Raw genomic sequence first — 23,860 nt, 5'->3', positions numbered from 1 at the left:
GCCTCAAAGCGGCGAGAAGAGATCGACGGCCTGCTGGCCGCGCGGAGGCTGCTGCACTTCCATCAGGCGACCGCGGCCGCCATAGGAGATGCGGGCTTCGGCGATCTTGTCGTAGGAGATCTGGTTGTCGGCGTTGACGTCCTGCGGACGCACGATACCGGCGACGTTCAGGATGCGCAGCTCCTGGTTCAGACGGACTTCCTGCGAACCCGAAATGACCAGATTGCCGTTTTCGAGAATACCGGTGACGACGGCCGCAACAAGAAGGGTCAGCTTGTCGGTGCGCTCGATCTTGCCCTTCCCGTCGGTGCTGGTATCCGAACCGTAGGTCAGATCGGTCTTCGATTCCGGGGTCCAGCCGAAGATCTGGGCATTAACGTCCCAGTTCATGCCGCTCGAATTCTTGCGGCTGCGGTTGGTCTCGTTGTCGAAGGAGGCCTTGTCGTTGATCTGGATGTCGACGGTCAGGATGTCGCCGACGTTCAACGCGCGTGCATCCTTGAAGAGCGCGGCCTGCGAATCGCTCCACAGCGAATAGCCCTGCGCCACGGCGCGCGGCTGCTTCGGATAGAGCGCCATCTGCGGGGTCTGGCCATAAGCAAGGCCGCTGCCGATCGGGCTCATGGCGGGCGCGCGGCCGATCTCGCTGACTGCCGTCGGAGACTGGCAGCCCGCAAGGAGTGCGAGGGCGGCGATCGCGGCCGGGAAACGCATATTCATGAAGGATCCTTCGACGTATTGGGATCGGACGCACTGGCGATGACGCTGGCGATGGCCGCGGCCTTCTTCGAGTCCATCTCGTTGAGGATGAGGCTCGACTGGCGCGGGCCGAGCCGCATGATCACGGCCGACGCCACTTCGATGTTCATATCCTGCAGCTGCAGCGCCGCCGCATCCGGCTTCATCTTCTTGTAGATATCGGTGAGGCCGGCTTCCGCCTGCTTCAGGAAATCGTCGCGCCGCTTCAGCCAGTCCTGATATTCGGCCTTGCGCTTGTCCATCTCTTCCATCCGGGCGTCAATGTCGGCGCGGAGCCTTTCCAGCTCCTGCTTCTGCAGCAGGTAGCGCTGGTCACGGGCGGGATCGGCGATGTTGGTGCAGAATTGCTTGATCTCGTCCTGAGACGTGATGTCTCCCTCCGGATGCTCCTGTGCGAAGGCGCCAGGGATCGACAGCAGGACGAGGCCGGCTGCCGGCAGCGCCAGGCGGCGCAGCAGCTGCAGCACGGTCATGTCAGGATTCAGGATCGTTATCATTGCAGCACAAGCTCCGCCTGCAGGGCGCCCGCCGATTTGATGCCCTGGAGAATGGCGATGATCCCATCCGGTTTCACGCCGATATTGTTGAGGCCGGCGACAAGGGTCCTGAGGTCGGGACCGTCGATGATGGCAACGCGCCCACCGGTCTGCTCAGCCGCGATATCGGTCTGCGGCTGAACGGCGGTCCGCCCGCGCGAGAAGGGTTCGGGCTGAATGATCTGCGGTGTCTCGGTGACCTGAACCGTCAGAGTGCCGTAGCTGACGGCGACCGGCGAGACACGGACATCGGAGCCGATCACGATCGTTCCGGTGCGCTCGTTGATGACCACCTTGGCCGGCGTATCGGTTTCGACGATGAGGTTTTCGACGTCGGCCATCAGCCGGGTGAGATCGGCCGTGCGCGGTTTCTGGATCACCACTTCCTGCGAATCCTTGGCTTCGGCGACCGGGCCGCCGAAGCGCGCGGAGGCATAGCCATTGACGATGTCGGCAATGCGGATCGCCGTCGAGAAGTCGGGATTGCGCAGCTGCAGGACGAGATTGACCGAATCCTTGAAATGGGACGGCAGTTCACGTTCGATGATCGCGCCGCCTGGCACGCGGCCGGCGGTGGTGACGCCTTCGGTCACCGTTGCCGCCTGGCCCTGCGCCTGAAAGCCGGAGACGATAACGGAGCCCTGGGCGACAGCGTAGATCTGGCCGTCGGCGCCGGAAAGCGAGGTCATGACGAGCGTGCCGCCGCGCAGCGAGGTCGCATCGCCGAGCGAGCTCACCGTAACATCGAGACGGCTGCCGGGGCTTGCGAAAGGCGGCAGGTTGGCGGTGACCATCACGGCCGCGGTGTTCTTCGCGTTGGACTGGCCGCCCTGCGTCGAAATGCCGAGATTCTGGAGCATTGCCCGCATCGACTGCTCGGTGAAGGGCGAGGAACGGAAGCCGTCGCCGGTCCCCTGCAGGCCGACGATGAGGCCGTACCCGATCAGCTGGTTATCGCGGCCGGCCTGAAGCGAAGCGATATCCTTGATACGGGACGTCAGCGCCCAGGCGGGCGCCACGTCGGCCAAACTCATGGCGACAACCGCAACAAAGGTGACGATACGGAAGAACAATTTCATTTCGCCCTCACATGGATCGTGCCGTCCGCAAGCACCGTGCCGCTGACGATGACGCCGGAATCCATATTACGTGCACGGACCACCTGCCCCGTCGCACCGTCTTCGAGCGGCGTGCCGGCGGCGGAGATCGTCATGGCGCCGAGAGAGAAGACCAGACGGATCGAAGAGCCGCGCGTCACCGTATAGGGCTCGCGCAAAGCTGAAACCGAGATCGTGCGGCCCGGCAGCAGCGTGCGTTTGGAAACCAGACCTTCGACCTGCGAAATCGATTTGGCATAATCGCCGGCGAGGTTGGGGTTGGTGACCTCGACCTCCTGAAGCTGGCTGCCCGACAATGTGTCGCCGGGGTAGATGATCGTCGTCGGGACGACGGCATAACCCATGCCGGCATCCGCGTTCACGGGCAAGATGATGCCCGCGAGTGCGATCGTGGCTGCCGCCACCCATCCTGAGATGTGTCCTGCCCGGCAAAACATCATGTTTCGGCCCTTCCCTTTACTTCAGGTTCTTGCTGACGATGGAGGCCATTTCATCAGCTGTCGTGATCACCTTGGAATTCATTTCGTAAGCACGCTGAGCCGATATCAGCTCGGTGATTTCCTTCACCGGATCGACGTTCGAGGATTCCAGATAACCCTGCTTCATATACGCAAAGCCTTCCTCGTCGGGGTTGCCGACGACCGCCTCGCCCGAAGCCGGCGTTTCCTGGAAGAGATTGTCGCCGATCGGCTGAAGACCCGCTTCGTTGACGAAATCGGCAAGCGTCAGCTGTCCGAGAACGGTCGGATCGGTCTGGCCCGGCAGCTTGGCCGAGACCTCGCCGGAGCGGCTGATGGTCAGTTCGGTCGATCCCTGAGGGATGGTGATCCCGGGCAGGACCTCATAGCCGTCGATGGTGACGAGCTGGCCCTGGTCGTTCTTGTTGAAAGCGCCGGCGCGGGTATAGAGCGTGGTGCCATCGGTCGACTGGATCTGGAAGAAGCCCTTGCCGATTAGCGCTACGTCGAGGTCGTTGCCGGTCTGCGTCAGTTCGCCCTGGAGATGCAAATTGCGGACGGCCGAGGTCTGGACGCCGAGGCCGATATTGGCGCCTTCAGGAACGACGGCCTGGTTGGCCCGGTTGGCGACGCCCTTGGCGCGTTCGGTCTGGTAGAGAAGGTCGGTGAACTCGGCGCGGGCCCGCTTGAAGCCCGTCGTGTTGATGTTCGCAATATTGTTGGCAATGACTTCCAGATTGGTCTGCTGGGCATCCATGCCCGTTGCTGCGATGGCGAGCGCTCTCATGTGTTCGTCCTCAAATCAGTTACATCTGCATCTTGGTGACTTCGAGAAAGGCCGAAACGACCTTGTCGCGGATGGCAATCGCGGTTTGCAGCGTCTGCTCGGCCTGGAGCATGGAATCGACGACTTCACGGGTCGTCGCCGTGCCCTTGATGCCGGCGAAGGACATGCTTTCGGCACCCTTCAGGCTGCTGACCGCGTCGGTCGCCATGCCGCCCAGGACCGAGGCGAAGCTCAGGCCGTTGGCCGCACCCGCAGTGCCCGGCATGGTCGTTGCGGAGGACGAAGCGGAATTTTCGGTGTCGACGGCGCCGAGCGCGCGGGTCATCGAAAGATTGCTGACATTCTGGACGCTGCTGATCATTGATTATTGGCTCTTCAGAAGATCGATCGTGGACGAGATGAGGTCGCGGGTCTGCTTGATGGTCTGCAGATTGGCATCATAGGAGCGATTGGCTTCACGCATGTCGGCCATCTCGACCAGGATGTTGACGTTCGGCAATTTGACGACGCCCTTGGCGTCCGCCGCCGGATTGCTGGGGTCGAACTCGGTGCTGAAATCGCCTTCGTCGACGCCGACCTTCTTGACGTTGACGGTCTCGACGCCGCTGGTGCGGTCCATCTGCTGGCCGAAGGTGATCGTCTTGCGGCGATAGGGGTCGGCGCCCGGCGTGTCCCCGGTCGAGCGGGCGTTGGCAATGTTTTCCGAGACGATGCGCAGACGCGTCGATTGCGCCTCGAGCCCCGAACCGGCGATTTTCATAGCTGCGGAAAGCGGATCCATGACAATTACTTCCTGACCGTCATCAACATCATGCGGTTGAAGGAGCTGACCAGCGAGGTGTTCAGGTCGTACTGGCGCTTGATGTCACCCGACTTGGAAAGCTCCTCGGCCAAACCGACGGTGTTGCCGGATTCCTGAATGCCGATCTCCTGGTCGAGGGCCGCTTCCTTGACGTCGATATCGCCGCTGTCGCTGAAATCGTTGCCGCTGAAGTGCGCCGGATTGGTGCGCGCCATGGTGATGTCGGATCTGTCCAGCACGGCATCGAAGGGCGTGACGTCCTTGGCGCGGAATTTCGGAGTATTGGCATTCGCGATGTTGCCGGCAACAACCTGCTGACGGATCGTCAGCCATTCCGCCTGTCGCGAAGCCAAGTCGAAAAGTTGGATCGGTTGCATGAGAACTCTCCGTTTTTACTATCCGGAACCTAGAGCGGTAATCTTGCGTGGGACTTACGGGAATTCGGCCTTCGAGGCGCTTCGCCGAAGGCCGCCATAGAAAAGGGCTCCTGCCGGTTCGCGGCGGAGCCCCTCTTGTCTTCAGCTTTTGCGAGGAGGTTCAATCGTTCTTGTAGATATCGCCCTTGGAGGTGATGATCACCCATTTGCCCTCGCGCTGCTCGATCATCGCCAGGCGGCTTTCGTCGGGCAGGACCGAGCCGATGCGCACCACGTACATGCCCGAGGGATCCTCGATCAGCGCCCGGCCGTTGGACACGTGCAGAAGGCGGAAGGAAGACTTGCCCGGGAAAGGCTGGTCTTCCAGCATCGCGCCGCCGTCACGCTGCTTGCCGAGATCGGAGACCGTCGCCGTCGTCAGCGGATCGACCGGCGGAGCCTTCTTGGCCGCCTCGTTCTTGTTGACCATGGCCAGCGGTGAGACGCTGAAGACGTTGCGGGCGGGCCAATCCGGCAGTTCGCGCGAATTGCTGCTGGTGGCGACATGGATGCCGAACTTGTCGGCATTGAAGAAGACGTACCAGGGGAAAAAGGCGGAGGCGCCGGCAAGCGCCAGGCCGGCGAAGGTGAGAAACCGATCCAGAGTGGCGGTCTTCTTGCGCTGCGTCAGGGAAGCAATGCGTTCATCGTCGAAATCAGCCACGTCTATCTCCTCTGCATGGGTGCGCCCTGATTGCCCATGCCGGCCGCAGCCTTGAGCGCGCCGGCGAGATCGGCAAAAGCGTCGACCGAGTCGCGATCGCCTGGAGACTGTTTCAGGACGTCGTAAATGATGGGGACCTGCTTGACCGCCATGTCGAGATCGGGATCGGCGCCCTGGCGATAACCGCCGATCAGCCGCAGGTCCCTCGTTTCCTCAAAGCGGTGGATCAATACCTTCAAGCGCGACACCAGCTTTTCCTGATCCGGCGTCCAGGCCTTACGGGCAAGACGCGAGATCGAGGCGAGCGGATCGATCGGAGGATAGCGCCCTTCTTCGGCGAGACTGCGCTGCAGGACGATATGGCCGTCGAGAATACCGCGCGTCGAATCGGCGATCGGGTCGTTGTGGTTGTCGCCGTCGACGAGGATCGAGATGATGGCGGTGATCGTGCCGGCGCCCTCGGGGCCGGGACCGGCGCGTTCGAGCAGGCGCGGCAGCTCGGTGAAGACGGAGGCGGGATAACCGCGAGCGATCGGCGGTTCGCCCGAGGCGGTCGCCACCTCGCGGATCGCATGGGCAAAACGGGTGACGCTGTCGACGATGAAGAGCACGTTTTCGCCCTTGTCGCGGAAATGCTCGGCGATGGTGACCGCCGTCAGCGGCGCCATCTTGCGCAGCATCGGGCTTTCGTCGCTGGTCGCGACGACGGCAATCGCCTTCTTCATATTGCTGCCGAGCGTATCCTCGATGAATTCGCGCACCTCGCGGCCGCGTTCGCCGACGAGCGCGATGACCACCTTGTCGAAGGCGTCGGCGCGGGCGAGCATGGACAGAAGCGTCGACTTGCCGACGCCGGAGCCGGCAAAAATGCCGAGCCGCTGGCCGAGGCAGAGCGGCGAAAAAATGTCGATCGCACGTACGCCGGTCTTGAAGCCGGTCCCGACCCGCTGTCGGGTCATCGACGGCGGCGCAGTATTGGAGATCGAGCGGCGGTCGAGGCCTTCGGTGATCGGACCCAGCCCGTCGATCGGTTCGCAGAGCGAATTGACGGTGCGCCCGCACCAGCTGTCCGACGGCGCGATGCGGAAGGCGCCCTTACGGATGACGGTATCATGGATGCCGATCGGCTCGCCGGGCTCGATCGGGCAGACATAGATCAGCTCCGGCTCGACACGAACGACCTCGCCGAGATGGACGCCGGAGGCGGATTTATGCGCCACGAACTCGCCGAGACGAACATGGCGGGAAAGACCGCGGACGGTATAGTGGCCGGCGGCAATGGTCTCGACGCGACCGCCATGGGCAACGGCGAGTTCCGGCGATGCATATTGGTCGACGAGACCTGCCAGATGCGCCAGCTTGGGGGAAAGGCCATCCTCGGACAACAGCGTGGTGCTCATTGCTTAGCGGCTGCCCCCAAGCGTCTGGACGGCTTGCTTGAACGAATCCTCGCTGTCGCGCATCAGCGAGGAGACACTTTCGAAGGCTCGGTTGACTTCGATCAGCTGGGTGATCTCGCGCATGGCGTTGACATTGGAATTTTCCAGATAACCCTGTTCGACGCCGACATTGAAACGGTCGACGACGGCGCGCGGCTGGTCGGTGGTCATGATGCCGCTGTTTTCGTAGCGCAGGTAACCCTTGCTGATATCGGCCTCGAACAGGCCAAGCGAGCCGACCTGGCGGCCGCCCTGATAGATGATGCCGTCGGTGCCGACAGCAGGCTCGCCGCCCTTCGTATCGAGCTGGATCGGTGCGCCGCCGGCATCGAGAACCGGATATCCGCGGATCGAGACGAGTTCGCCGGTATCCTTGAGCGTAAAGCGGCCGTCCCTGGTCAGCACACGGCCGGCGGGAGTGTCGAGGGCAAACCAGGCATCGCCCTTAATGGCGAAATCGAGCATGTTGCCGGTGTGCTGCAACTCGCCGTTCTGCTCGTTCAGATAGTCGTTGCCCTGGGAAACGAAGGCGACCTTGGTGTTCAGCTTGTTCTTGGTGGCCGCCACCATCTCGTCGAACTTCACCTCGGTGGCGCGAAAACCGGTGGTGTTCACGTTCGCCATGTTGTCGGCGATGGTGTTCAGGCGCTTTTCAAGCGCCATCTGCGACGACAGAGAAACGTAAAGACCGGATTGCATGTCTGTAAGCTCCAAGCATTGGCGATGAACGGTACGAAAAGCCGGGCGTCGTCTGATCTGGTTCGGCCGGAATTTCGCTGAGGCGGCATCTCAGAAACGGGCGCGAGCGCCCATTCGTCTCCTTTAGATTGGCGGCAGATGCTTGCGCGAAGCTGGCACGTGGAAATGCCCCGGGACCGACCCTTTCATCAGCCTCACGCAAGGCAGAAACCCTATCCGTCTCGAAGAAAAGCAACGTTCAGATTGGGCTGACGATGAACATCATTATCGGATTTATTGTTGTCTGCGGCTGCATCGTCGGCAGCTTCATGGCGATGGGCGGCGAAGTGGATGCGCTGTTCCAGCCCTTCGAATTTCTCATCATCGGCGGCGCCGGCCTCGGCAGCTTCATCATGGCGAACCCGATGAAGGTGGTGAAGGACTCCGGCAAGGCGCTTGCAGAGGCCTTCAAGCACGCCGTGCCGAAGGAGCGCAATTATCTCGATACGCTCGGCGTACTCTACTCGCTGATGCGCGACCTGCGCACCAAGTCGCGAAACGAAATCGAAGCCCATATCGACAATCCTGCCGAATCGACGATCTTCCAGCAGGCTCCGACGGTTCTGAAGAACAAGGAACTGACGGCCTTCATCTGCGATTACGTGCGGCTGATCATCATCGGCAACGCCCGTAGCCACGAGATCGAGGCGCTGATGGACGAAGAGCTCAATACCATCATGCACGACAAGATGAAGCCCTATCACGCGATCCAGATCATGGGCGATTCCTTCCCGGCGATCGGTATCGTCGCGGCCGTTCTCGGCGTCATCAAGGCGATGGCCCACATCAACGATTCGCCCGAGGTGCTCGGGCATCTGATCGGCTCGGCGCTCGTCGGCACCTTCCTCGGCATTCTCCTGTCCTACTGCGTCTGCTCGCCGCTGGTCTCTCAGATCAAGGTCGTCCGCAACAAGCAGCATCGCCTCTACGTCATCGTCAAGCAGACGCTGCTTGCCTATATGAACGGCTCGGTGCCCCAGGTCGCTCTCGAATACGGCCGCAAGACGATCTCGGCCTACGAACGTCCTTCCATCGATGCAGTCGAACAGGAAATGATGAACCCAGGCGGCGAGAACAAGGCGGCTTAAATGACCATGAGCGATGCTTCGCATGACAAACCGGCAATGGATCCCGCCCTTCTCGCCAAGCTGACCGGCGGGCTCGGAGACAGAGGCAGGGTCGCCAAGATCTGCAGCGCCTTCGGGGATGTCTACAGCGAGTTCCTTCCCGACGTCATCAAAAGCGAGACCGGTCTCGACGTGACCGTCGGCTATCTCGGCTGCGAGATCGGCTACAAGAACCACCTGGTCGACGACCTCAGCCACAACGTCACGCTCGTCGACGCGACGCTGCGCAACTGGTCTCAGAACGTCGCGCTTGCCTGCGGCAACGGTTTCATCATCACGCTGATGGAACACCTGCTCGGCGCCACCGCCGATACGATCGAGGAGCCGGCCGAGCGGCTGCTCTCGGTCATCGAACTCGATCTGGCGGTCATGGTCTTCGACAAGATCGCCAAAGTGCTGCGCTCGGCGGTGAATGCACCGGGTGGTTTCGAACCCAGTCTTTCGGCCCCGCACGCCCATGACGCCCGCCCCCGGCCGGCGGAGGACAAGCCGGACGAATTTGCCGCCGCCATCAATATGTCGATCACGCTCGCCGGCATTGTTTCGGAATTCTCACTGATCATTCCGCAGACGGCGCTGCTCAAAACCAAGGTGACGCCGCCGAAGCCGAAGCGCCAGACCGGCAGCAATTCGCCGGAATGGACCGAACAACTCGGCGACCAGGTCCGCCGCTCGCATGTCACGCTCGAAGCGAGGATCAGGCTACAGGACCTGACGCTGCGCACCATATCGAAGCTGATGGCCGGGGACGTCATCCCGTTCCGCGACAGCGGCGACGTACGCGTCGAGGTCAGCGCCAACAGCAAGGAACTCTATATATGCGAGTTCGGGCGCTCCGGCGAAAACTACATGGTCCGCGTCAAGGATACGATGAACTCGGATGACGAACTCATCCGTCACTTAATGAATTGATCGGTTCTCTGGCTTCTGGGCCGCAAAGGCAGTTTGAGGCAAGTTTCAACTGGAATAGTGATTTCATGGCAACGAAGAAAACACAGCAGAACAGTGACCTCTCCCTGGATATGCCGGGCAGCGAAGCCGATCTCGACCAGGCGATCGACGATCTGCGCGGCGTGCTGAAGAAAGATGCCGATAGCGACCTGTCGCAGTTTGGCGGCGAGTTGGAGAATGATGACTTCGCGGCAGGAACGGATCTGGCCGCCTTCGGTGGCGAGATTTCGGATTCCCCTTTCGGCGGCGATGATTTCGGCGGCGATTTCGGCGCCGGCAATGCCAGCCCGGCCGCAGGCATGGATTTCGGCGGCAGCTCTTCGTTCGAGGCGTCATCGGCGCCGCTCGGCAGCGCGCTGACCTCGAACTTCGAGCTGATCATGGACATTCCGATCGATGTCCAGATCATGCTCGGCACCAGCCGGATGCAGGTCTCCAGCCTGATGAACCTCAACGAAGGAGCGACGATCGCTCTCGACAAGAGAATCGGCGAACCCGTCGAGATCATGGTGAACGGCCGCAGGATTGCACGCGGCGAGATTACGGTTCTTGATAACGACGACACCCGGTTCGGCGTGAAGCTGATAGAAGTTTCGAGTACGAAAAAAGCCTGATCCCTGTGGGGACGGAGAGGTTAGACCATGATGGACTTTGACGATTTCGGCGGCGCGCTAGCCGGGAAACCGTTGACCCAGGCTGAAAAGGCGGCGGCGGTCCTTCTCGCCATGGGAAAGGGTGTCGCCGGCCGGCTGTTGAAATATTTCACTCAGGCCGAGCTGCAGACCATTATCGCATCTGCCCAGTCGCTGCGCGCCATTCCGCCGGACGAGCTCCTGTCGCTCGTCTCCGAGTTCGAGGACCTCTTTACCGAGGGCGCCGGACTGATGGACAATGCCAAAGCGATCGAGGCCATTCTGGAAGAGGGTCTGACCCCCGACGAGGTGGACAGCCTGCTCGGCCGCCGTACGGCCTTCCAGGCCTACGAGACCTCGATCTGGGATCGCCTCAGCGAAGCCGAGCCGGCATTCGTCGCACAGTTCCTGTTGCGCGAACATCCGCAGACCGTCGCCTATATCCTTTCGATGATGCCCTCCTCCTTCGGCGCCAAGGTGCTGCTGCAGCTTCCCGACAACCGCCGCGCCGACATCATGAACCGAACGGTCAACATGAAGGCCGTCAGCCCGAAGGCGGCGCAGATCATCGAGAACCAAGTGATGACGCTGCTTGCCGAAATCGAGGCAGAGCGCAACGCTGCCGGCTCGACGAAGGTCGCCGATCTTATGAACGAACTCGACAAGCCGCAGGTCGATACGCTGCTCACCTCGCTCGAATCGATCAGCCGCGAATCGGTCAACAAGGTTCGGCCGAAGATCTTCCTCTTCGAGGACCTCATGTATATGCCGCAGCGCAGCCGCGTCCTGCTGCTCAACGACATTTCGACCGACGTGCTCACCGTCTCGTTGCGCGGCTCGCCGGCCGAGATCCGCGAGTCGGTTCTGTCCGCCATCAGTCCGCGCCAGCGCCGCATGATCGAATCGGATCTGCAGAGCGGCATGGGCGGCGTCAATCCGCGTGAGATCGCGATTGCGCGGCGCGCTGTGGCGCAGGAGGCGATTCGCCTGGCCAACTCAGGCCAGATCGAGCTCAAGGAGAAGGAAGGCGAGGCTTCGGCAGCCGCCTGACCTTCTGAGACTGTTGACAAATCCGGCCGGCAAACAGGCCGCTGTTGATCGCCGCGCCACAGGCGACTACCCTTCATCGATAGACCGCGCTCTATGGCGTGTCGCAGAACACTCGGTTTCTGCGGCGCGCCTTAGGTTTTTGTTTTGACGCATCTCGTCATCCCAAAATCGCTGCCCGGTTCGGGGTGGCATGCATGAGCTGCGGCCTGTTTTTTGACGGAGGGCCGCGACTTGGCAGATGATGACAAGGACAGCAAAACAGAAGCCCCGACCGCGAAAAAGCAAACGGACGCCGCGGAAAAAGGCAATGTGCCGTTTTCGCGCGAGCTGTCGATCTTCGCGACCATCCTCGCCACTTTCATCTATCTGGTGTTCTTCCTTCCCGATAGCGTCGGCCGCATGGGCGAAACGCTGCGCGACATTTTCGAACAGCCCGACCAATGGAAAATCGAGACGGGACCGGACATTCTGGCGCTCTTCGTCCGGCTCGGCTGGTCGAGCGCGGCGCTGCTGGCACCCGCCTTCATCCTGTTCATGGTCTTCGGCATCGCCTCCTCGATCTTCCAGAACCTGCCGACGCCTGTGCTCGAACGGATCAGGCCGCAGGCCTCTCGCATCTCTCCGGTCAAGGGCTGGTCACGGCTCTTCAGCCTGCCCGGCCTCGTCGAGTTCGGAAAGTCGCTGTTCAAGGTCGTCGTCGTCGGGGTCGTCCTGTTCTTCGTGCTCAGGAGCGAATATTTCGGCTCGATCGACGCCATGTTCTCCGATCCGCAGACAATCCTCGTGCGGATGATGACGGCGATGCGCAAGATCATCATCGTCATGCTGATCGCCACCGCGATCGTGGCGATCGCCGATCTTTTCTGGACGCGCCATCACTGGTTCACCGAACTCAAGATGACGCGCCACGAGGTGAAAGAAGAAAACAAGCAGGCGCAGGGCGACCCCTTCGTCAAAAGCCGGCAGCGCTCGCTGATGCGCGACCGCGCTCGCCGGCGCATGATCGCCAACGTGCACCGCGCCACGCTTGTCATCGCCAACCCGACGCACTACGCCGTGGCGCTGCGCTATGCGCGTGAAGAGAACGACGCGCCGGTGGTTCTGGCCAAGGGCCAGGACCTGATCGCACTCAAAATCAGGGAGATCGCCGAGCAGAACGGCATTCCGGTGTTCGAGGACCCGCCGCTCGCGCGCTCCATGTTTGCGCAAGTCTCGGTCGATAGTGTCATACCGTCAGTCTTCTATAAGGCCGTTGCGGAGCTCATACACAGGGTCTACGCCGCAGACGCCAAGAACAAACGGGTAAGATAAGCCGAATGAAAAAATGCCCTCACTCTGCCCAGCGTGAAAAGATCCTCGCAGACGCGATCAGCCCGGTCGCCACCGAACTGCGCCTTCTGGATGCCTCTGACCTTATCTCACTGCTGCGCTTCGAGTATTACGGCAATCTTTCCGATCTCGTCGCTTCGGCGGCGGAGCTTTTCTTTCATCCGGGCACGGTCAATTTCGGCCTGGGCGGAAACTATACGCTCGAATGGGGCGGCAAGCCCGAAGTCGTTCTCGACCTGGAAATCAAGCCGCGCGGCGTCACCGTCTATGCCCAGCTCACCCTTGCCGACAATCATGCCGGCATCGAAATCAACCACATCGCCTTCGAGGACCCCTCCTCCGATCCCGACGAGAACACTGCCTTTCTGGATAAGAGCCTTCGGCAATCCCGCTACAGCGTGAAACCGCCGCACGCGCTCGCCAGCTGATTTGCCTCAGGGCAATTTCGCCGTCTTACAAGAAGGTGGCAGGCGCTCTAGCTAATGTATCCGAGCCGGATAGCCTTGGCGATCGCCTGGATGCGGTTGACGGAATCGAGCTTGATGGTCGCCGAGCCGAGATAGGCATTGACCGTGTGCACGGACAGGCCGAGTTTTTCGGCGATCTCTTCGCTGATGCGGCCATCGCCGGCGAGCTGGAGACAGGCGATTTCCCGTTCGCTCAGCGCTTCGGCAGCGGCCGAGCGGCGTTCGTCGAGCGAGAGCAGATCCATCATCACGTGGCAGCAGCGGCCGTGCAGCTCGACGATCGTATCGCTTGAAGGATCGATATCATCGCCGGTGAAAAGGATGAAGCCGTTGCCGAGGGCGCCGAGCCGCACCGGGAAAGCAAGGCCGGAGAAAGGCAGAATTCCATCCTTCAGGCGCGTCATGAAGGGCGAGAAATCCGCCGGACCGGGGGCCGCCCGGTCGTGTGCGCCGGCCCATGAAAGCGGCAGCAGCGACTTTTCGATATGGTCGAGAAGAATATTGCCATAGGCATCCGTGAAAGCTTTGGCAAAACCGCTATTCGAAGGTCCCCAGTTCTCGAGCTCACAGACAAGGCGCTGCTTTGCCGGCAGTCCCGAGCCGCTGACACGGTAGATCGCGAAGCCTTGAGCGTCGGCGAGCTTCTGCATCGCGATCAGTCGCGGATAAAGATCCGAACGGCTGGAAATCCTGTTCACCCGCACCATGCGCAGCGGATCGGCGCCGTTCATCGCCCTGCTTGATGGATGTGCCATGGATTCCCCTATACGAGATTGTTGCGGACCGCGAAGGCAATGGCCTCCGACCGGGTCTTGGTCGCCGTCTTGCGCATCACGCTGGTGATGTAATTGTTGATGGTATTGCGGGATATTCCGAGAATCATCGCGATCTCATCGCTGGTCTTGCCCTCGGCGATCCAGAACAGGCATTCCAGCTCGCGGTCAGTCAGTTCGAAATCGCGGTCGACCTTTGCGCCCCCGCAGCGAAGGAAGCTCGCGACGTAGCCGGCAAGCAGTCCCACATCCCGCAGGCGCTCCGGCGACAGGATGAAGCCTTCGCCGAACAGGAACATCAAGGCGAGCCGCGAGCGGCCGACATTGAAGGTCAATGAGCAATATTGGCGGCTGGCACCCTCCGGCACATCGGCGCCTTCGGGCAGAAGCGCGAAATTCGGCTGGAAAACCTGCATGCATTTTTCCAGCTCGGTCGAGCGGGCATAGGTGCTGACGAGATCATTGGCGACCTCCTTGACCAGATCGAAGGGCCAGTCGGAGGAAACGATGAAATCCAGGCCGCTTTCCTGGATGAGATCACAACGCGCCAGAAGATAGTGCGAGGCACCGACATATTCTGTCAGTGCACGCAGGCCGGACTGCAACCTGCCAGTGTTGGCGACCCCGTGCAGGCGCTGGATCAGTTCGTCGCGCGGCAACAGAGCCGGCGCCACTGCGCTCGCGAAACTCATCATCTGCCTCTCGCCTTTGCTCGCCAGAGCTATGTTCATATCCATCGGCAACGTCCTGCGGCTGAGAAGCGATCACACTCGGGTGCAACTGCACTTTTTCTGCAAAGGATTCAATTCAGTCCCGCTCGAATCCCATTTCGAATCACCTAAGGGTAAGCCAGCCGATGTAAAGTACCATCTCCGACTTCTAGGGATTTACTTTCGCTGCCGCTCATGCCGTGATTCGAGGACGAATGGCGCCCCTCAGAATACTCGGAAGGCTAAGATGATTCTGACTGTACCGCAACTTCATTCGCGTTTTACGCGAGTGATCTTCAACAATTTTATCCAAATTCTTCACGCGGCCGGATCTATTCCCATTCGACAGCCGGAGCCGAATACAAATCGGGGAATGAGCAGTCGGCTCTCCTGCGGAGACCGATAACAATCCTGCTCCGGCAGTGAAAAGCCTGTACCGACATGAAAAAAGGCCGGTTGCCCGGCCTCTTTCTTATGCTGCGTCGTCGATCGCCCATTTTCTAAGGATTTTGGCGGCGCGCTCCTCGTTGATTTCCACCATGCGGGCAAGCTTGCGTTCCGGGCCCTCCTTGACGCGGCGGTTGAAGTTGCCGTCGTCGTCGCCGAGGCTGAGCAGATCCTCGGTGCTGTCGAAGCCGAAATCGGAGCCGAAGCCGTCCATGAGAGCGCCTCCAGGGGCGCCGGTCGCCGGTGCGAAGTCCGGAAGTTCGAGACCGGCCGCTTCCGGCGTGGCGTCGCCGAGAACCGCGCCGTTGCCGCTGATGCTGCGTACCAGCGGCCGCAGACCCATCCAGACCACCACGAAGGCGACCGCGACGAAGGCGAGCGAGTTGATGATGCCGGCAAGGTTGCGGCTCAGCATATCCATGACGCGGACACCGCCGGTGGCGTCTTCCAGCAGCTGGTTCTCGAGGAAGTCCATCGCCGTGACGGTGACGACGTCGCCGCGCTTGGCGTCGATGCCGGCCGCCGATGCGACGATCTTCTGCATTTCGGCGAGATAGGCGTCGATCTTGGCCTGGTCGGCGGGCTCGCCGACCATCTTGGCGATGCGGCCCTTGTTGACCACGACGGCGATCGAAAGCTTCTCGACCTGATAGCTGTTGCGGGTCGTCGCCGTCGTCTTGCTGTTGATTTCGTAGTTTGTCTGCTCTTCGCGCTTATCCGACTTGTCCTGTGATTCCGGGCCGCCGGAGCCGCCGGCATCAGGAGCCGCCTGGGGAATGTTCTGTTCGACCGTCGTCGCGTTGTCGGACTGCCTCTGCTGCGACTGCTGAGCTTCCTTCGTCGAACGAACCGAACGTTCGACCTTGGATTCGGGATCGTAAACCGTCTCCTGGATCTGTTGAGCATCGGTGTTGAGGTCGGCGGTGACGCTGGAGCGGAAGTTATCCATGCCGAGGAAAGGCGCCAGCGCCTTGTCGATGTTGGATTCGACTTCCTGCTGAACGTTCTGGACGATGTTGAGCGAGCGGTTCAGCGAGCTGTTGCTCGCCTCGTCGCCGGACGCGAGAAGCTGGCCGGCCGAATCAAGAATCGTGACATCATCGACATCAAGCCCCGGCACGGCCGAGGCGACAAGGTGACGGATCGAGGTCGCGGCGCCGCGCCCGGTGGCGGCGCTGGCGCGAATCATCACCGAGGCGGTCGGTTTCTGCTCCGCCTTCCGGAAGTTTCCGACCTCAGGCATGACGATGTGGACGCGCGCGGCCGTTATGCCCGAGATCGACTGGATGGTGCGTGCGATTTCGCCTTCCAGCGCTCGAACCCGCGTCACCTCCTGCATGAAGGAGGTCAGGCCGAGGGAACCGACATTGTCGAAGAGTTCATAGCCGGCATTGGCGCTGTTCGGCAGGCCGCGCTCGGCCAGCATCAGGCGGGCCTTGCCGGTCATGCCAGCTGGAACCGTGATGCTGGCGCCGTCCGTGCCGACCTGGAAATTGATGTTGGCTTCAGCAAGCGCCATGCTGATCTGGTTGAGATCGGGAGCGTCGAGACCGACATAGAGCGTTTCTTGGGCCGGTTTGTTGACGAAAAGGGCAGCCGCAAGGATGATTGCGATGGAAACGGCGCCGACGCCTCCGAGAATCATCAGGCGTGTCCGGCCCAGGGCGCCAAAGTTCTTAAAAATCTGAACTAATTGATTTAACAGATTCATTCTGTTCTCGCACGATCCGTCAAAGACAAAGCAGGCTTATTGCCTCATCCGACGAATAATCGGCGAAACTTGTGCGAGCGTTTCGTGAGGAGCGCGCGAGAGCGAAGGCCGAAGCATGTCGCGCAACGATTTTGCGAGAACGACGTGCGTGAAAAGGACCTGGGGCGCGAAAAGCGGCGTTGAAAAGCCGCGTGCTTCAGAAGAAGTCGAAGTCGCCGGCGGCCTTGCTCAGCGGCTGCGAGTGACCGTGGCGCGTGGAGCCGCCCAGCGCCTTCTGCATCTCCGCCAGCTTGACGAGGCTGAGCGCGGTCGCGACGTCGACCGTCCAGCCGAGCGGGATTTCGCCGGTGATGGTGTCGATGAATTCGGCAAGGCCGCGTGACTTCTGCACGGCCAGATCGATGCCCTGCATGACCTTCATGGCGTCAGGCGAGTTCAGAATTTCAGCGCCACCGAGTTCGAGAAGCTGCGGCTCGATGCGCTCGATCAGGTAGGCCACGTCGTGGAGTTCCGAAACGATGCGCATCAGGATATCGCTCAGCCCTTCGACAGGCGCGGGCGGCTCCATCACCGGAGTAAATGTCATATGAAAATCCTCGCCATCAAAAAAATTCGATGCTGGTTTCGGCGGGCTTCTGCGGAGCGGCGGGACGCTGCTCGAGAGCGACGGTTCTCTGCGTTTCGGCGCCGGTCAAGGGGTATTGCCGGGCCCGACCGGAGACCGGCCAATATTCGAGCTTGCGCCCATGCTCTCCGCCTGTGGAGGAGCCGACCACCGGAATGCCTTCATCCCTCAGGAACTGCATGGCGAAGGTCGCATTCTGCTCACCGACGTTGGAGAAAGTCGAGATCGTCTTTGCGCCGCCGAAGATCTTTGCCTCCAGCCGGTCGCGCCGGGCGCCCTGCTTCAGGAGACCGTTGATCAACAGTTCCATCAGATGCACACCGTAGCGTGTGGCATCGCCGCCTGATGTCGGGGACGTTGCCGAACCGGGCAGCAGAAAGTGGTTCATGCCGCCAACACCGGCGACGGGATCTCTGAGGCACGCAGCCACGCACGAGCCGAGAATGGTCGAGAGGACCGCATTCGGATCGCTCAGAACCTTGTACTCGCCTTGAATGATGTGCACGCGGCGGGCTGCCCCCTCAGTGATCATTTCAAAGCTCCAAACACGGCTTCAATGGCCGCTTTCATCTTCTCGATCGTAAACGGCTTGGCGAGCACGTTGTTGGCGCCGAGCTGAGCCGCCTTCTGCACCAGCGCGCGATCGCCCTGGGCGGTGAGAATGATGAAGGCCGCCTTCTTGGTGTTCGGGTTGGTGCGCACGGCCTGAAGGAAGCCGATGCCATCCATCTTCGGCATGTTGAAATCGGAGATCACCAGGTGGTGCGGCTGCTCGGTCATGATCTTCATGCCCTGCTCGCCGTCGCCTGCGGATGTGATCTGCTTGAAACCGAGCTGGGTCAGCGCGTCGCTGAGCAGCAACCGGCTCGTTACCTGATCATCGACGATCAGAACTTTGATTTTCTCCGCGATCGACATTTATTCGGTCCCTTCCTTTCGGGCGGCTGTCAATTTCAATATTTCTTCACCGATGGCAGTCAGTGGCAGCTGCTGCTCGACGGCGCCAAGTTCGTGAGCAACCCTTGGCATTCCGTAAACGACGCAGGTTTTTTCGTTCTGGCCGAGCGTTCTGGCGCCCGCGTGGCGCATTTTCAACAATCCGGCGGCGCCATCGCGGCCCATTCCGGTCAGAATCACGCCGACGGCGTTGCGGCCTGCGAGTTCCGCGACCGAATCAAAGAGCACGTCCACGGACGGGCGGTGACCGTTGACGGGCGCCCGGTCGACGAGACGGCAGCACGGCGCGGAGCCGCCGCTGACCTGGAGATGACGTTCGCCGCCCGGCGCCAGGTAGATCTTGCCGATCTCGAGACGGGCGCCATCGGTCGCTTCCTGCACCACCGGCGCGCAGAGACGGTTCAGCCGTTCGGCGAAACTCTTGGTGAAGGTCGGCGGCATATGCTGAGTGATGACGGTCGGCGGGCAATTTGCCGGGAATTTCTGCAACACGGCGATCAGCGCCTCGACGCCGCCGGTCGACGAACCGATCGCGACGATCTTGCGGCCGACGCGGAAATCGGCGACGGAGGGCGGGGGGGTGACGGCGGCGGCCGGTTGGGAGAACTGACGCTGCGTGCGCGCGGCCGCCTTGACCTTCTCGGCGAGATCGCCGAAGGGCCGGGGTTCGCCGGGACCCGGCTTGCCGACGCAATCGAAGGCGCCGATCTCCAGCGCCGCAAGCGTCGCTTCGGCGCCGCGATGCGTCATCGTCGAGACCATGATCACCGGCATCGGCCGCAGCGTCATGATCTTTTCGAGAAAATCGAGGCCGTTCATATTCGGCATCTCGATATCGAGCGTCACGACGTCGGGATTCAGCCGCTTGATCGCCTCGCGCGCTTCCAGTGCGTCGCCGGCCTGGCCGATGACGCTGACTTCCGGGTCGGAGCTCAGTACTGCGGTAATCAGACCCCGCATGGTCGGCGAGTCGTCAACAACGAGAACTCTTGCCGGAGCGCTCATGCCTTCCTCCCGAGACCTTTGGTCGTGTAGCGATAGGTCGTGATGCCGATATTGTCGAAGACGTGCTTCGCCTCACCGGAGACGCGCTCGGAATGGCCGATATAGAGATGGCCGCCTTCCGGCAGGAGGCCGGCGAAACGCTGCCAGATCTTCATCTGCGTCGGCTCGTCGAAATAGATGACGACGTTGCGGCAGAAGATGACGTCGAACTTGCCCTTGAACGGCCATTGCGCCATCAGGTTCAGCTCGTTGTAGGTGATCAGCCGCTTGACGCGGTCGTCGACCTGGAACTTGCGCCGGCCCTGCACCTCGACTTCGCTGAACCATTGCTTGCGCATGGCGGGCGAGACGGTTTCGAGCGCGCTCTCGTCGTAAGCGCCGGCCCGGGCGATGGCGAGGATTTTCGGGTCGATGTCGGTCGCCAGGATCTTGAAGTCGTAATCGGCGACATTCGGCATCAGCGACAGCACGGTCAGCGCGATCGAATAGGGTTCCTGCCCGTCGGAGGAAGCGGCCGACCAGATGCGCACCCTGCCGCCCGATCGCGCCCGCTGCAGAAGCTCCGGCAGGACATGATCGCGCAGATGCTCGAAATGATGGTTTTCGCGGAAGAAGCGGGTGAAATTGGTCGTCAGATGCGAGAGCATTTCGCGGCGCGCCGCGGCACCGGCCGGTGAGGCGACGAGTTCGCAATATTCGCGGAAACCCGACAGACCAAGATTGCGGATATGCTTGGACAGACGCGAATAGACGAGCGAGGCCTTCGTCTCGTTCAAGAAGATGCCGGCATCCGAGTAGATCATGGCTGCAATTTCCGTAAGGTCGCGGCGCGTCAGCGGATATTCTCCGCTCGCCAGCACCTCATCGGCTCCCTGCCTCTGATCTTTTGCACCCATTGCACTCATGCGGCTTCGCTTTCGGTCTCGGAAAAGAGGGCTTCAAGTTCGATCAGGCAGATCATGCGCTTGTCGATGGCGAGAATGCCTCGGGCAAATTGGCGCTCGAGGTCGGAAGAGATTTCGGGCGTCGGCTGGATGATCTCGTCGGTGACGGTCAGAATGTCGGAGACGGCGTCGACCAGGAGGCCGACGACCTTGCGGCGGACCTGGGCGACGATGATGACATGACGGGCTGTGGGATCGGCGGGCTTCATGCTGAGTCGAGCGGCAAGATCGATGATCGGCAGCACCGCGCCGCGCAGGTTGATGACCCCCAGCATATAGGCAGGCGAGTGCGGCATCGCGGTCGCGGGGGTCCAGCCCCGGATTTCGCGAACCGACATGATGTTCACGCAGAATTCCTGATCTCCGATGCGGAACGCGATCAACTCGCGATCCCCCTGGTTCAGACTTTTTACAGCGTACGACATTCCTTACCCTACCGCTGCTAACGACATTTCCGCTTTGAGCGAGTGGCCGCGCGAGGCGCCGACCACCGCGTCGACATCGAGGATGAGAGCCACGCGGCCGTCGCCGAGGATGGTGGCGGCAGCGATGCCGGGCACATGGGTGTAGTTGGCTTCCAGGCTCTTGATGACCACCTGGCGCTGACCCTGGATGGCATCGACCATCAGGGCGCGCTGGCCGCCGCCTTCGGATTCCACCAGGAGCGCCACACCTTCGACAGGGTTGGCCTGGGTCGCGCGGAAGTTCAGGATGCGGCCGACATCGACCAGCGGGCAGAACGAGTTGCGGATCGAGATCAGCCGGTGGTTCGCGCCGAAGGAGTGGATCGCGGCAGCTTCCGGCTGCAGGGTTTCGACGATCGCGGTCAGCGGCACGACCAGCGTCTGGCCGGCGACGGTGACCACCATGCCGTCGAGAACGGCGAGCGTCAGCGGCAGGCTCATGGTGAAGACTGAGCCGTGGCCCGGCTTGGAGGTGATGTTGATGCGGCCGCCGAGCGCCTGGATCGAGCGCTTGACGACGTCCATGCCGACGCCGCGGCCCGATATGTCGGAGATCTTGTCGGCCGTCGAGAAGCCCGGAAGGAAGATCAGGTTATCGATTTCCTCATCCGACAGGTTGGCATCGGCCGGGATTAGATCGTTGTCGATCGCTTTCTGGCGGACCTTCTCGCGGTTGATGCCGGCGCCGTCGTCGGCAAGCTCGATCAGGATGCGGCCCGACCGGTGCTTGGCGGTGAGGCGAACCGTGCCTTCGGTGTTCTTACCGGCGGCTGCGCGCTTTTCCGGGGTTTCGATGCCGTGGTCGACGGCATTACGGATCATGTGGGTCAGCGGCTCGGCTAGCTTATCGATAACCGTCTTGTCGACTTCGGTATTTTCACCTTCGGTAATGAGGCGGATCGATTTGCCGGTCATATCGGCGATTTCGCGGACGATACGCGACATGCGCTGGAAGACCGGCTTGACCGGCTGCGCGCGGATCGCCATGACCGAGTCCTGGATCTCGCGCGTGAGCTGCTGAAGCTCCTCGAGACCCATGTTGATCGATGAGGTGCCGGTCGTGTCGTTCTCGATGACGCTCTGCGACAGCATCGCCTGGTTGATGACCAATTCGCCGACGAGGTTGATGAGGCGGTCGACGCGATCGAGATCGACGCGGATCGTCTGGCCGGCTCCGGCAGCATTGTTCTGGGCGGCGGCATTGGCGGCGGCGGCTGCAGCCGATTCCTTCTTCTCGACGCGGGAGGCGGCGGCCGCCATCTGCGTGACGTTGGAAGCAGTTTCGGCGGCGGCAACGGCAGCGGCCGTGTCTTCGGACCGTGCAGCGGAAACGCCTTCCGTTGCGCCGGTTTCGTCCAGGATCGACAGGTCGAAGGGAACCGGCACCATCGGCAGTTCCTCGTTGCTCGAAACGTCGCCACCGGTCTCCTCGACCGGCTTCACCGTCAGTTCGCAATCCCACTCGGCGAATTCGAAGACGGAGCGAATGGCATCCTCGCCCTTGTCGGTCCTGAGCGTGACGTTCCAGAAGAAATAGGCAGCCTCCGGATCGAGCTCCTCGAGACCCGGCAGCTCATCCGTATTGCAATAGATCGTCATTTCACCGAGGCGCGAAAGGTCGCGCAGCAGCAGGGTGGCGTCATTACCCTTCGAATAGAGTTCGTGGCGCGGCTTGAAGGTGATCTCGTAGGCCGGCAGGCCGGTCTCTGCGCCGTCCTCATCACCGAAATCGTCGAAGGAAAAGGGGATCGGCTGGAAGCCGCTGTCGTCGGTCGGCTTGGGGGTCGACGCCGGAGCGGCCGGAGCCACCTTTGCGGCGGCCTTGGGCGCAGGCGCTTCGGCCGAAGGAGACGGCAGCTCACCATTGGCCAGCGCCTCGAGCTCCTTGACGAGGCCGCGGCTGCGGCTTTCATCGACACTGCCGCCGTCGCGTGCAGCATTGGTCAGGTCGGCGAGCACGTCGGCCGACTTCAGCATCACCTTCAGGACGTCCTGGGTCGGCTCAAGCTTGTTGGAGCGAACGCAATCGAGAGTGGTCTCGAAAACATGGGCGAAGGCAACGAGATCATCAAGGCCGAAGGCGCCGGCGCCCCCCTTGATCGAATGCACGGCACGGAATACCGCATTGACGGTTTCCGGATCGCGATCGCCATCGTTCATTTTCAGAAGACCGGATTCCAGCTCGGCAAGCTGTTCCTCGCACTCCTGGAAAAAGATCTCTTTGATTTCGTTCATATCCATAGGAGCAAATCCTGGGTTTAAGCGGTTACGCGCTCAATTGCATCGATCAGCTTGGCCGGGTCGAAAGGCTTGACGATCCATCCCGTGGCGCCGGCCTGGCGGGCGCGGTTCTTCTTTTCCGCGTCGCTTTCGGTCGTCAGGACCAGGATCGGGATCGCCCGATACTTCTCATTGCGGCGCACACCTTCGATGAAGCCGAAGCCGTCGAGGCGCGGCATATTGATGTCGGTCACGATCACGTCAGGATTGGATTCTTCGAGAACCTCGAGTCCCTCGACGCCGTCTTCCGCCTGGATCGTCTCGAAACCGGCATTGTTCAGCGTCACGAGCAGCATGTTTCGGATGGTGCGGGAATCATCCACGGTAAGCACTTTTTTCTTCATTGCCGAATCTCCTTGGCAAGCAGGTGGTCAATATTGACGCCAACCAGCTGCATGGTTTTGTGAAATGCGTCGGACACCTTGGAGAAGGTGAACGGCTGCTTGTCCTGCTCCCAGGTCTTCTCGGCGGACATCAGGACCTGAGCGCAAAGAGCCCCGATCCGCTCGACGCCCGATGCGTCGATCGAAAGACCGCTGCCCCTTAGAGAGATGAGTTTTTCACGCAAGGCGGAAGCCTCGTTGAGATCGAGCACCGCTGTCAAATTCAGCGTCTTGCCACTCTTCTTTGCCACCATCAGCTTGTCCTTGTCCCCTTGTCCCCGGCCCGAA

Annotated in this window: 29 protein-coding genes; 6 read left to right on the top strand and 23 right to left on the bottom strand. The window is 61.3% G+C overall.

From position 1 onward, the window contains the following. Window positions 1-3 precede the first annotated feature (3 nt). The 11 genes from flgH to flgF form a co-directional block, all read right to left on the bottom strand. Window positions 4-720 (bottom strand): flagellar basal body L-ring protein FlgH, encoded by a 717-nt coding sequence (flgH, locus tag QWJ46_RS19380; protein ID WP_064800681.1) that lies wholly within the window; start codon window positions 718-720, stop codon window positions 4-6. Further along, the gene (locus tag QWJ46_RS19375) at window positions 717-1,256 is read right to left on the bottom strand and encodes a MotE family protein (RefSeq protein WP_184457275.1); all 540 of its coding nucleotides are present in this window, start codon (window positions 1,254-1,256) and stop codon (window positions 717-719) included. Before QWJ46_RS19375 ends, flgH begins: the two co-directional genes overlap by 4 nt. Then, window positions 1,253-2,374: a flagellar basal body P-ring protein FlgI gene (locus QWJ46_RS19370; protein ID WP_085776956.1), complete on the bottom strand. Its 1,122-nt coding sequence runs from the start codon at window positions 2,372-2,374 to the stop codon at window positions 1,253-1,255. The genes QWJ46_RS19375 and QWJ46_RS19370 overlap by 4 nt, the downstream gene beginning before the upstream one ends. Next, entirely contained in the window at window positions 2,371-2,853 is a 483-nt protein-coding gene (gene flgA / locus QWJ46_RS19365; protein WP_064800678.1) for a flagellar basal body P-ring formation chaperone FlgA, read from the bottom strand. Before flgA ends, QWJ46_RS19370 begins: the two co-directional genes overlap by 4 nt. A gap of 16 nt (window positions 2,854-2,869) precedes the next feature. Then, window positions 2,870-3,658, bottom strand: coding sequence for a flagellar basal-body rod protein FlgG (gene flgG, locus QWJ46_RS19360; protein WP_011424026.1), 789 nt, complete (start codon window positions 3,656-3,658; stop codon window positions 2,870-2,872). 19 nt (window positions 3,659-3,677) lie between these two features. Further along, window positions 3,678-4,019, bottom strand: a complete 342-nt coding sequence (locus QWJ46_RS19355) for a flagellar hook-basal body complex protein FliE (RefSeq protein WP_302752991.1) — start codon at window positions 4,017-4,019, stop codon at window positions 3,678-3,680. Window positions 4,020-4,022: 3 nt separating this feature from the next. After that, complete coding sequence (flgC, locus tag QWJ46_RS19350) at window positions 4,023-4,439, bottom strand: flagellar basal body rod protein FlgC (RefSeq protein ID WP_064693821.1); 417 nt, start codon at window positions 4,437-4,439, stop codon at window positions 4,023-4,025. A gap of 5 nt (window positions 4,440-4,444) precedes the next feature. Next, window positions 4,445-4,837 carry a flagellar basal body rod protein FlgB gene (gene flgB, locus QWJ46_RS19345; protein WP_011424023.1) on the bottom strand — a complete coding sequence of 131 codons (393 nt, stop codon included), beginning with the start codon at window positions 4,835-4,837 and terminating at the stop codon, window positions 4,445-4,447. Window positions 4,838-4,997: 160 nt separating this feature from the next. After that, window positions 4,998-5,540, bottom strand: a complete 543-nt coding sequence (locus tag QWJ46_RS19340; RefSeq protein WP_184457269.1) for a flagellar protein — start codon at window positions 5,538-5,540, stop codon at window positions 4,998-5,000. A gap of 2 nt (window positions 5,541-5,542) precedes the next feature. After that, window positions 5,543-6,940, bottom strand: coding sequence for a flagellar protein export ATPase FliI (gene fliI, locus QWJ46_RS19335; RefSeq protein ID WP_302752985.1), 1,398 nt, complete (start codon window positions 6,938-6,940; stop codon window positions 5,543-5,545). A 3-nt stretch (window positions 6,941-6,943) separates the two neighbouring features. Then, entirely contained in the window at window positions 6,944-7,678 is a 735-nt protein-coding gene (flgF, locus tag QWJ46_RS19330) for a flagellar basal-body rod protein FlgF (protein ID WP_302752983.1), read from the bottom strand. 254 nt (window positions 7,679-7,932) lie between these two features. Between flgF and motA the strand changes: the two genes are divergently transcribed. The 6 genes from motA (at window position 7,933) to QWJ46_RS19300 (ending at window position 13,234) form a co-directional block, all read left to right on the top strand. Further along, entirely contained in the window at window positions 7,933-8,805 is an 873-nt protein-coding gene (gene motA, locus QWJ46_RS19325) for a flagellar motor stator protein MotA (protein ID WP_020920386.1), read from the top strand. Continuing rightward, window positions 8,806-9,756 (top strand): FliM/FliN family flagellar motor switch protein, encoded by a 951-nt coding sequence (locus QWJ46_RS19320; protein WP_302752980.1) that lies wholly within the window; start codon window positions 8,806-8,808, stop codon window positions 9,754-9,756. Between the two features lie 65 nt (window positions 9,757-9,821). Further along, complete coding sequence (fliN, locus tag QWJ46_RS19315; protein ID WP_302752978.1) at window positions 9,822-10,409, top strand: flagellar motor switch protein FliN; 588 nt, start codon at window positions 9,822-9,824, stop codon at window positions 10,407-10,409. Between the two features lie 27 nt (window positions 10,410-10,436). Further along, a complete protein-coding gene (fliG, locus tag QWJ46_RS19310) occupies window positions 10,437-11,477 on the top strand; it encodes a flagellar motor switch protein FliG (protein WP_064800671.1) in 1,041 nt (346 codons plus the stop codon). A 231-nt stretch (window positions 11,478-11,708) separates the two neighbouring features. After that, window positions 11,709-12,788, top strand: a complete 1,080-nt coding sequence (gene flhB / locus QWJ46_RS19305) for a flagellar biosynthesis protein FlhB (protein ID WP_302752976.1) — start codon at window positions 11,709-11,711, stop codon at window positions 12,786-12,788. Between the two features lie 5 nt (window positions 12,789-12,793). Beyond that, a complete protein-coding gene (locus QWJ46_RS19300) occupies window positions 12,794-13,234 on the top strand; it encodes a hypothetical protein (RefSeq protein WP_302752974.1) in 441 nt (146 codons plus the stop codon). 47 nt (window positions 13,235-13,281) lie between these two features. On the opposite strand, the gene QWJ46_RS19295 is transcribed toward QWJ46_RS19300, so the two are convergent. The 12 genes from QWJ46_RS19295 to QWJ46_RS19240 form a co-directional block, all read right to left on the bottom strand. Continuing rightward, window positions 13,282-14,028, bottom strand: coding sequence for a helix-turn-helix transcriptional regulator (locus QWJ46_RS19295; protein ID WP_302752973.1), 747 nt, complete (start codon window positions 14,026-14,028; stop codon window positions 13,282-13,284). 8 nt (window positions 14,029-14,036) lie between these two features. After that, the gene (locus QWJ46_RS19290; protein WP_184457257.1) at window positions 14,037-14,783 is read right to left on the bottom strand and encodes a helix-turn-helix transcriptional regulator; all 747 of its coding nucleotides are present in this window, start codon (window positions 14,781-14,783) and stop codon (window positions 14,037-14,039) included. Between the two features lie 445 nt (window positions 14,784-15,228). Then, window positions 15,229-16,914, bottom strand: a complete 1,686-nt coding sequence (gene fliF / locus QWJ46_RS19285) for a flagellar basal-body MS-ring/collar protein FliF (RefSeq protein WP_302752972.1) — start codon at window positions 16,912-16,914, stop codon at window positions 15,229-15,231. A 196-nt stretch (window positions 16,915-17,110) separates the two neighbouring features. Continuing rightward, window positions 17,111-17,500 carry a hypothetical protein gene (locus QWJ46_RS19280; protein ID WP_302752971.1) on the bottom strand — a complete coding sequence of 130 codons (390 nt, stop codon included), beginning with the start codon at window positions 17,498-17,500 and terminating at the stop codon, window positions 17,111-17,113. Between the two features lie 16 nt (window positions 17,501-17,516). Further along, window positions 17,517-18,071, bottom strand: coding sequence for a chemoreceptor glutamine deamidase CheD (gene cheD, locus QWJ46_RS19275; protein WP_184457253.1), 555 nt, complete (start codon window positions 18,069-18,071; stop codon window positions 17,517-17,519). Then, window positions 18,068-18,457: a response regulator gene (locus QWJ46_RS19270; protein WP_004672258.1), complete on the bottom strand. Its 390-nt coding sequence runs from the start codon at window positions 18,455-18,457 to the stop codon at window positions 18,068-18,070. The genes cheD and QWJ46_RS19270 overlap by 4 nt, the downstream gene beginning before the upstream one ends. Then, window positions 18,458-19,501, bottom strand: a complete 1,044-nt coding sequence (gene cheB, locus QWJ46_RS19265) for a protein-glutamate O-methylesterase CheB (RefSeq protein ID WP_064800663.1) — start codon at window positions 19,499-19,501, stop codon at window positions 18,458-18,460. After that, on the bottom strand, window positions 19,498-20,406 hold the full coding sequence (cheR, locus tag QWJ46_RS19260; protein ID WP_020920377.1) for a protein-glutamate O-methyltransferase CheR: 909 nt from the start codon (window positions 20,404-20,406) through the stop codon (window positions 19,498-19,500). Before cheR ends, cheB begins: the two co-directional genes overlap by 4 nt. Further along, window positions 20,403-20,870, bottom strand: a complete 468-nt coding sequence (locus tag QWJ46_RS19255; RefSeq protein ID WP_184457251.1) for a chemotaxis protein CheW — start codon at window positions 20,868-20,870, stop codon at window positions 20,403-20,405. Before QWJ46_RS19255 ends, cheR begins: the two co-directional genes overlap by 4 nt. A gap of 3 nt (window positions 20,871-20,873) precedes the next feature. Continuing rightward, complete coding sequence (locus QWJ46_RS19250) at window positions 20,874-23,150, bottom strand: chemotaxis protein CheA (protein ID WP_184457249.1); 2,277 nt, start codon at window positions 23,148-23,150, stop codon at window positions 20,874-20,876. A gap of 17 nt (window positions 23,151-23,167) precedes the next feature. Continuing rightward, the gene (gene cheY1, locus QWJ46_RS19245; RefSeq protein WP_003570362.1) at window positions 23,168-23,533 is read right to left on the bottom strand and encodes a chemotaxis response regulator CheY1; all 366 of its coding nucleotides are present in this window, start codon (window positions 23,531-23,533) and stop codon (window positions 23,168-23,170) included. Further along, entirely contained in the window at window positions 23,530-23,826 is a 297-nt protein-coding gene (locus QWJ46_RS19240) for an STAS domain-containing protein (protein WP_064809596.1), read from the bottom strand. The genes cheY1 and QWJ46_RS19240 overlap by 4 nt, the downstream gene beginning before the upstream one ends. Between the last annotated feature and the right edge of the window lie 34 nt (window positions 23,827-23,860).

Origin of the sequence: Rhizobium sp. CBN3, assembly GCF_030518245.1 — a bacterium.
GTDB classification, from domain to species: domain Bacteria; phylum Pseudomonadota; class Alphaproteobacteria; order Rhizobiales; family Rhizobiaceae; genus Rhizobium; species Rhizobium aethiopicum_A.
Note: the sequence above shows the minus strand (reverse complement) of the source record. Positions and strands in the feature narration are given on the sequence as shown.

What these genes read in the sequence shown, in the direction of transcription:
- QWJ46_RS19375 (WP_184457275.1), bottom strand. Translation starts at nt 1,256, where the DNA reads ATGATAACGATCCTGAATCCTGACATGACCGTGCTGCAGCTGCTGCGC.
- QWJ46_RS19290 (WP_184457257.1), bottom strand. Translation starts at nt 14,783, where the DNA reads ATGGATATGAACATAGCTCTGGCGAGCAAAGGCGAGAGGCAGATGATG.
- QWJ46_RS19270 (WP_004672258.1), bottom strand. Translation starts at nt 18,457, where the DNA reads ATGTCGATCGCGGAGAAAATCAAAGTTCTGATCGTCGATGATCAGGTA.
- flgA (WP_064800678.1), bottom strand. Translation starts at nt 2,853, where the DNA reads ATGATGTTTTGCCGGGCAGGACACATCTCAGGATGGGTGGCGGCAGCC.
- motA (WP_020920386.1), top strand. Translation starts at nt 7,933, where the DNA reads ATGAACATCATTATCGGATTTATTGTTGTCTGCGGCTGCATCGTCGGC.
- flgC (WP_064693821.1), bottom strand. Translation starts at nt 4,439, where the DNA reads ATGGATCCGCTTTCCGCAGCTATGAAAATCGCCGGTTCGGGGCTCGAG.
- cheY1 (WP_003570362.1), bottom strand. Translation starts at nt 23,533, where the DNA reads ATGAAGAAAAAAGTGCTTACCGTGGATGATTCCCGCACCATCCGAAAC.
- fliN (WP_302752978.1), top strand. Translation starts at nt 9,822, where the DNA reads ATGGCAACGAAGAAAACACAGCAGAACAGTGACCTCTCCCTGGATATG.
- QWJ46_RS19300 (WP_302752974.1), top strand. Translation starts at nt 12,794, where the DNA reads ATGAAAAAATGCCCTCACTCTGCCCAGCGTGAAAAGATCCTCGCAGAC.
- flgH (WP_064800681.1), bottom strand. Translation starts at nt 720, where the DNA reads ATGAATATGCGTTTCCCGGCCGCGATCGCCGCCCTCGCACTCCTTGCG.
- cheR (WP_020920377.1), bottom strand. Translation starts at nt 20,406, where the DNA reads ATGAGTGCAATGGGTGCAAAAGATCAGAGGCAGGGAGCCGATGAGGTG.
- QWJ46_RS19250 (WP_184457249.1), bottom strand. Translation starts at nt 23,150, where the DNA reads ATGGATATGAACGAAATCAAAGAGATCTTTTTCCAGGAGTGCGAGGAA.
- QWJ46_RS19255 (WP_184457251.1), bottom strand. Translation starts at nt 20,870, where the DNA reads ATGTCGTACGCTGTAAAAAGTCTGAACCAGGGGGATCGCGAGTTGATC.
- flgB (WP_011424023.1), bottom strand. Translation starts at nt 4,837, where the DNA reads ATGCAACCGATCCAACTTTTCGACTTGGCTTCGCGACAGGCGGAATGG.
- cheB (WP_064800663.1), bottom strand. Translation starts at nt 19,501, where the DNA reads ATGAGCGCTCCGGCAAGAGTTCTCGTTGTTGACGACTCGCCGACCATG.
- QWJ46_RS19370 (WP_085776956.1), bottom strand. Translation starts at nt 2,374, where the DNA reads ATGAAATTGTTCTTCCGTATCGTCACCTTTGTTGCGGTTGTCGCCATG.
- QWJ46_RS19240 (WP_064809596.1), bottom strand. Translation starts at nt 23,826, where the DNA reads ATGGTGGCAAAGAAGAGTGGCAAGACGCTGAATTTGACAGCGGTGCTC.
- QWJ46_RS19295 (WP_302752973.1), bottom strand. Translation starts at nt 14,028, where the DNA reads ATGGCACATCCATCAAGCAGGGCGATGAACGGCGCCGATCCGCTGCGC.
- flgF (WP_302752983.1), bottom strand. Translation starts at nt 7,678, where the DNA reads ATGCAATCCGGTCTTTACGTTTCTCTGTCGTCGCAGATGGCGCTTGAA.
- QWJ46_RS19280 (WP_302752971.1), bottom strand. Translation starts at nt 17,500, where the DNA reads ATGACATTTACTCCGGTGATGGAGCCGCCCGCGCCTGTCGAAGGGCTG.
- fliI (WP_302752985.1), bottom strand. Translation starts at nt 6,940, where the DNA reads ATGAGCACCACGCTGTTGTCCGAGGATGGCCTTTCCCCCAAGCTGGCG.
- flgG (WP_011424026.1), bottom strand. Translation starts at nt 3,658, where the DNA reads ATGAGAGCGCTCGCCATCGCAGCAACGGGCATGGATGCCCAGCAGACC.
- QWJ46_RS19355 (WP_302752991.1), bottom strand. Translation starts at nt 4,019, where the DNA reads ATGATCAGCAGCGTCCAGAATGTCAGCAATCTTTCGATGACCCGCGCG.
- fliG (WP_064800671.1), top strand. Translation starts at nt 10,437, where the DNA reads ATGATGGACTTTGACGATTTCGGCGGCGCGCTAGCCGGGAAACCGTTG.
- fliF (WP_302752972.1), bottom strand. Translation starts at nt 16,914, where the DNA reads ATGAATCTGTTAAATCAATTAGTTCAGATTTTTAAGAACTTTGGCGCC.
- cheD (WP_184457253.1), bottom strand. Translation starts at nt 18,071, where the DNA reads ATGATCACTGAGGGGGCAGCCCGCCGCGTGCACATCATTCAAGGCGAG.
- QWJ46_RS19320 (WP_302752980.1), top strand. Translation starts at nt 8,806, where the DNA reads ATGACCATGAGCGATGCTTCGCATGACAAACCGGCAATGGATCCCGCC.